We start from the raw sequence: 5697 nt of genomic DNA, 5'->3' as shown, positions 1-5697 counted from the left end.
CAGACCAGCGTGTTTTTCCGGCTCAGCATCGAGGGCCGCGTCCGCTACTTCCACAGCTACTGCGATCTTTGCGACAAGGGTTCGCCCGAGCGCATGCGGGCCGCGATCGTGGAGCGCGAGTCCTGGCCGGTTAAGGCGATGACGCATGAGGAGCGCCTCGAGCATATCTGGTCGAGCACGCATGACGACTATCGCGGCTACGCCGGCGATTGCTGGCTGCCCGAGTTGCGCGGCAAGCGCACTCTGCTCGTCTATGACCGCGGACGCACCGTGCTCAAGCTGCTCCACGATCTGAGCGACGCGGAGATCGCCGCCAAGCTGCCCGTGCATCTCAGGCACTTGCCCACCGACGTCGCGGCATGAGGTGGGGACGATGTTCACATTTCCGATTGTGGCGGTCCGCAAGGTGATCGACCAAGGCATTGCCGATGCGGCGGCCAACGGCGGGTTTCGCAACCCTTATTACGGCACAAGACCCGGCGAGGGCGAGAAGCCCGGCGTCTGGTTCGTTGGCGACCAGGGCGTCTACATCATGTCTAACGGCAAGCTCGCCCAGGGCGCCCACGCCCTCGTCGTCTATTCGGAGCAATGCCACCCGGACGGCCATCCCGACTGGTGGGACTACAAGCGCCGGCATTTCGGGGCCGATGACGGCATCGAGTTCATCGACGCCGAGCGGCTTGTCCCGCTCTTTGACCGCCATCGGCGCGCAACACATCTCACCATCGCGCTCACCGAGGCCGAAATCGCGCTCTCGCTGATCACTCGCTGACTTCCCAAAAAACCGCGCCGCCTTCGCCCGGCCGACCTGTTCGGCCGGACGTTTCGCGCGCGCCTTTGAGTACAGGAGCCTTTCCAATGGCGCATGACGACCCCTTCACCATCGACCTCTTCGGCAACACCTCATCCGGCCTCGGCCTCGGCGTGACCGCTTTTTCGACGGGATTCAACGCCGATCCGCACCACGATGCCGATCGATCGCTACCTGCCGTCGCGCCGGCCTTGCCGGTTGCGACCGCTGTCCGCCCGCCGGCCCGGGACCGGCGGGGACCGGGTGCAAACTTTCACCTCATTGGCGAGCGTGGACTTGCCCGCGGCTGGAAGGAGCGGGCCCGCGACAACATCGCGGCGATCAGGCTTTCGGCCGAGATCGAGGCCGCGCAGAGGACGGCCACGCGCGACGAACAGCAAAGGCTGATCCGGTTCACCGGCTTCGGCGCAACCGAGCTCGCCAATGGCGTCTTTCGCCGCCCTGGCGAGATCGAGTTTCGCGACGGCTGGCAGGAGATCGGCGCCCAACTGGAAGATACCGTCGGCGAGGTTGACTACGCTTCGCTCGCCCGCTGCACGCAATATGCGCATTTCACGCCGGCGTTCATTGTCAGGGCAATCTGGGCGGGCCTGCTGCGACTTGGCTGGCGCGGCGGCCGCATCCTCGAGCCCGGCATCGGCACGGGACTCTTTGCGGCTTTGATGCCGGCCGAGCTGCGTGACCGTTCCCATATCACCGGCGTCGAGCTCGATCCCGTCACGGCGCGCATCGCCCGGCTGCTGCAGCCGCGGGCGCGCATCGTCAATGCCGACTTCGCCCGCACCGACTTGCCGGCTTCCTTCGACCTCGCCATCGGCAACCCGCCCTTTTCGGTACGCACCGTGCGCTCCGATCCTGCCTACCGATCGCTCGGCCTGCGCCTCCACGACTATTTCATCGTCAAGGCGCTTGGATTGCTCAAGCCGGGCGGCCTCGCCGCCTTCGTGACCAGCCACGGCACCTTGGACAAGGCCGACAGCATGTGCCGGAAGCAGATCGCCAAATCGGCCGACCTGATCGCCGCCTTGCGCCTGCCCGAGGGCAGCTTTCGCGCCGATGCCGGAACAGACGTCGTCGTCGACATCCTGTTCTTCCGCAAGCGCAAGGCTGGCGAGCCCGAAGGCGATATCGCTTGGCTCGATCTGGAGGAAGTCCGGCCGGCGACGCAAGAGGAGGGCGCCATCCGCGTCAATCGCTGGTTCGCGCGGCATCCGGACTTCGTACTCGGCGCCCACGCGCTGAGGCGCGGCATCTATGGTCCCGATAAGACCTATACCTGCCTGCCGCGCCCCGCCGGCGATCTCAACGAAGCTCTGACGGCCACAATCTCGCTGCTGCCGCAATCGCTCTATGATGGCGAGCCGGAGGCGATCGACCGCGACGGCGAGGACGACGACGCGCCGGCCGACGGCAAGCGGTCCGACCGCCATGTCCGCGAAGGCAGCTTCGTCGTCGACCACCGTCATGGGCTAATGCAAGTCGTCGATGGCGTGTCGGTCACGGTCAGCATCCGCAAGGGCCGCGCCGGCGACGGCATCCCGCAAAAACATGTCCGGATCATCCAGAAGCTGGTCCCCATCCGCGATGCCGTGCGCGCGGTGCTGAGGTGCCAAGAGCTCGACCGACCGTTTCGGCAAGCGCAGGTCGCCCTGCGCGTCGCCTGGTCGAGCTTTGTCAGGGATTTCGGCCCGATCAACACCACCGTCGTCTCGACCACCGAGGATGAGGAAACCGGTGAGGTGCGCGAGACGCATCGCCGTCCGAACCTGCAGCCGTTTGTGGATGACCCCGATTGCTGGCTCGTCGCCTCGATCGAGGACTATGATCTCGAATCCGACACCGCGCGGCCCGGCCCGATCTTCACAGAGCGCGTAATCGCGCCGCCATCGCCGCCGCTCATAAGCTCTGCCGCGGACGCGCTCGCCGTGGTTCTCAACGAACGCGGCGGCGTCGACCTCGACCACATCGCCGAGCTTTTGCATTCCGATACCGACACTGTCGTCGCCGAACTCGGCAGCGCCATTTTCCGCAATCCGGCCGACGGGTCCTGGCAGACGGCGGATGCCTATCTGTCGGGCGCGGTGCGCGACAGGCTGAAGACCGCCGAGGCCGCGGCATCGCTCGATCCCGGCTATCAACGCAATGTCGCGGCGCTCAGGGAGGTGCAGCCCGCCGATCTCAGCCCCTCCGACATTACAGCGCGACTCGGGGCGCCGTGGATTCCGGCCACCGATGTCGTTGCCTTCGTCAAGGAGAGCATGGGTGCGGAGATAAAGATCCATCACATGCCCGAACTTGCCTCATGGACCGTCGAGGCCCGTCAGCTTGGGTGGATTGCCGCCGGAACATCGGAATGGGGCACCGAGCGCCGCCACGCCGGCGAACTGCTGGCCGATGCGCTGAACAGCCGCGTCCCTCACATATTCGACACCATCCGGGACGGCCAGACCGAGCGCCGCGTTCTCAATGTCGTCGACACGGAAGCGGCAAAAGAGAAGCTGCAGAAGATCAAGACCGCTTTCCAGAACTGGGTCTGGTCCGATCCCGATCGCACCGACCGCCTGGCGCGTGTCTACAATGACCGTTTCAACAACATCGTGCCGCGAAGATTTAACGGCGACCATCTGCGGCTTCCGGGCGCCTCTGGCGCCTTTTCGCTTTATGGGCACCAGAAGCGCGGCATCTGGCGCATCGTCTCGGCCGGCTCGACCTATCTCGCCCACGCCGTTGGCGCCGGCAAGACGATGACGATCGCCGCCGCAATCATGGAGCAGAAGCGCCTGGGCCTGATCGCCAAGGCCATGCTGGTCGTTCCCGGCCACTGCCTGGGGCAGGCGGCGAGAGAATTCCTCGCGCTCTATCCCAATGCCCGCGTTCTCGTTGCCGACGAGACGAATTTTTCCTTGGCCAAGCGGCACCGCTTCCTCTCCCGCGCCGCGACCGCCAACTGGGATGCGATCATCATCACGCATTCGGCATTCCGCTTCATCGGTGTGCCATCCGCCTTCGAACAGCAGATGATCCAGGACGAGCTTGAGCTCTACGAGAGCCTGCTCACCAAGGTCGAGAGCGACGACCGCGTCTCGCGCAAGCGGCTGGAACGCTTGAAGGAGGGCCTGAAGGAGCGGCTCGAAGGTCTTGCCACACGCAAGGATGATCTTCTCACCATTTCCGAGATCGGCATCGACCAGATCGTCGTCGACGAGGCGCAGGAATTCCGGAAACTGTCCTTCGCCACAAACATGTCGACGCTCAAGGGTGTCGATCCCAATGGCTCGCAGCGCGCCTGGGACCTCTATGTGAAATGCCGGCTTCTCGAGACCAAGAATCCGGGAAGGGCGCTGGTGCTCGCTTCGGGCACGCCGATTACCAACACGCTTGGCGAGATGTTTTCCGTGCAGCGCTATCTCGGCCATGGCGCGCTCGCCGAGCGCGGCCTGCACGAGTTCGACGCCTGGGCCTCGACCTTCGGCGACGTGACCACCGAACTCGAGCTTCAGCCCTCCGGCAAGTACAAGCCGGTCACGCGCTTCGCCAGCTTCGTCAACGTCCCCGAGCTGATCGCAATGTTCCGCTCCTTTGCCGATGTCGTGATGCCGCAGGACCTGCGTGACTATGTCAAGGTGCCCGCGATCTCGACCGGCCGCCGCCAGATCCTGACGGCCAAGCCCACGCCGGCCTTCAAGCGCTACCAGCTGGTGCTCGCCGAGCGCATCAAGGCGATCGAGATGCGCGACCGGCCGCCGGAGCCCGGCGACGATATTCTTCTCTCGGTCATCACCGACGGCCGCCATGCCGCGATCGATCTGCGGCTGGTCGATCCCGACAACGACGACGAGCCCGACAACAAGCTCAATCTTCTTGTGTCGAATGCCTTCCGCATCTGGAAGGAAACGGCGGACAGCGCCTATGTCCGTCCCGACGGCAAACCCTACGAGCTAGCCGGCGCCGCGCAGATGATCTTTTCCGATCTCGGCACGATCAATGTCGAAAAGACGCGGGGGTTTTCCGCCTATCGCTGGATCCGCGACGAGCTGATCGGCCTGGGCGTTCCCGCCTCAGAGATCGCCTTCATGCAGGATTTCAAGAAATCGGAAGCCAAGCAGCGGCTGTTCGGCGATGTGAGAGCCGGCAAGGTGCGCTTCCTCATCGGCTCCTCGGAGACGATGGGAACCGGCGTCAATGCGCAGCTTCGCCTGAAGGCGCTGCACCATCTCGACGTGCCCTGGCTGCCCTCGCAGATCGTGCAGCGCGAGGGCCGTATCGTCCGACAGGGTAACCAGCACGACGAAATCGACATCTTCGCCTACGCGACGGAGGGCTCGCTCGACGCCACCATGTGGCAGAACAACGAACGCAAGGCCCGCTTTATCGCGGCGGCACTCTCCGGCGACACTTCCATCCGCCGGTTGGAAGATCTGGGCGAAGGTCAGGCCAACCAGTTCGCCATGGCCAAGGCGATTGCATCCGGTGACCAGCGTCTGATGCAGAAGGCCGGTCTCGAGGCTGACATCGCACGGCTCGAGCGCCTGCGCGCCGCCCATATCGACGACCAGCATGCCGTGCGCCGGCAGATCCGCGACGCCGAGCGCGACATCGAGCATTCGACGCGCCGTATCGCGGAAATCGGCAAGGACGTAGAGCGCCGCGTGCCGACCGCCGGTGAGGCCTTCGTCATGAGCGTGACCGACAGGTCTTACGCCGAGCGCAAGGAGGCCGGCCGGGCGCTGATGAAGGAGATTCTCACCCTGATCCAGCTACGGCATGACGGCGAGACCGTCATCGCCTCGGTCGGCGGATTCGACCTCGAATTCTGCGGCGAGCGGTTCGGGCAAGATGGCTATCGCTACACCACCATGCTCCAGCTCACCGGAGCGGATCATGAG

Annotated in this window: 3 protein-coding genes; all 3 read left to right on the top strand. The window is 64.8% G+C overall.

The genetic code is table 11. The annotated features are described in order from the left end of the window. A partial coding sequence (locus EOA38_RS26105) for a DUF1419 domain-containing protein (protein ID WP_127300591.1) occupies window positions 1-363 on the top strand: 363 nt, incomplete at its 5' end. 10 nt (window positions 364-373) lie between these two features. Further along, window positions 374-772, top strand: a complete 399-nt coding sequence (locus EOA38_RS26100; RefSeq protein WP_127300590.1) for a DUF3085 domain-containing protein — start codon at window positions 374-376, stop codon at window positions 770-772. Between the two features lie 86 nt (window positions 773-858). Continuing rightward, the coding region (locus EOA38_RS26095; protein ID WP_127300589.1) for an N-6 DNA methylase at window positions 859-5697 on the top strand (4839 nt) is incomplete at its 3' end.

Source organism: Mesorhizobium sp. M1E.F.Ca.ET.041.01.1.1 (genome assembly GCF_003997355.1).
Lineage (GTDB): Bacteria > Pseudomonadota > Alphaproteobacteria > Rhizobiales > Rhizobiaceae > Mesorhizobium.
This window is presented reverse-complemented; position numbering and strand designations above follow the sequence as displayed.

Excerpts from the sequence above, each read along its gene's own strand:
- EOA38_RS26100 (WP_127300590.1), top strand. The coding sequence starts at position 374 with ATGTTCACATTTCCGATTGTGGCGGTCCGCAAGGTGATCGACCAAGGC.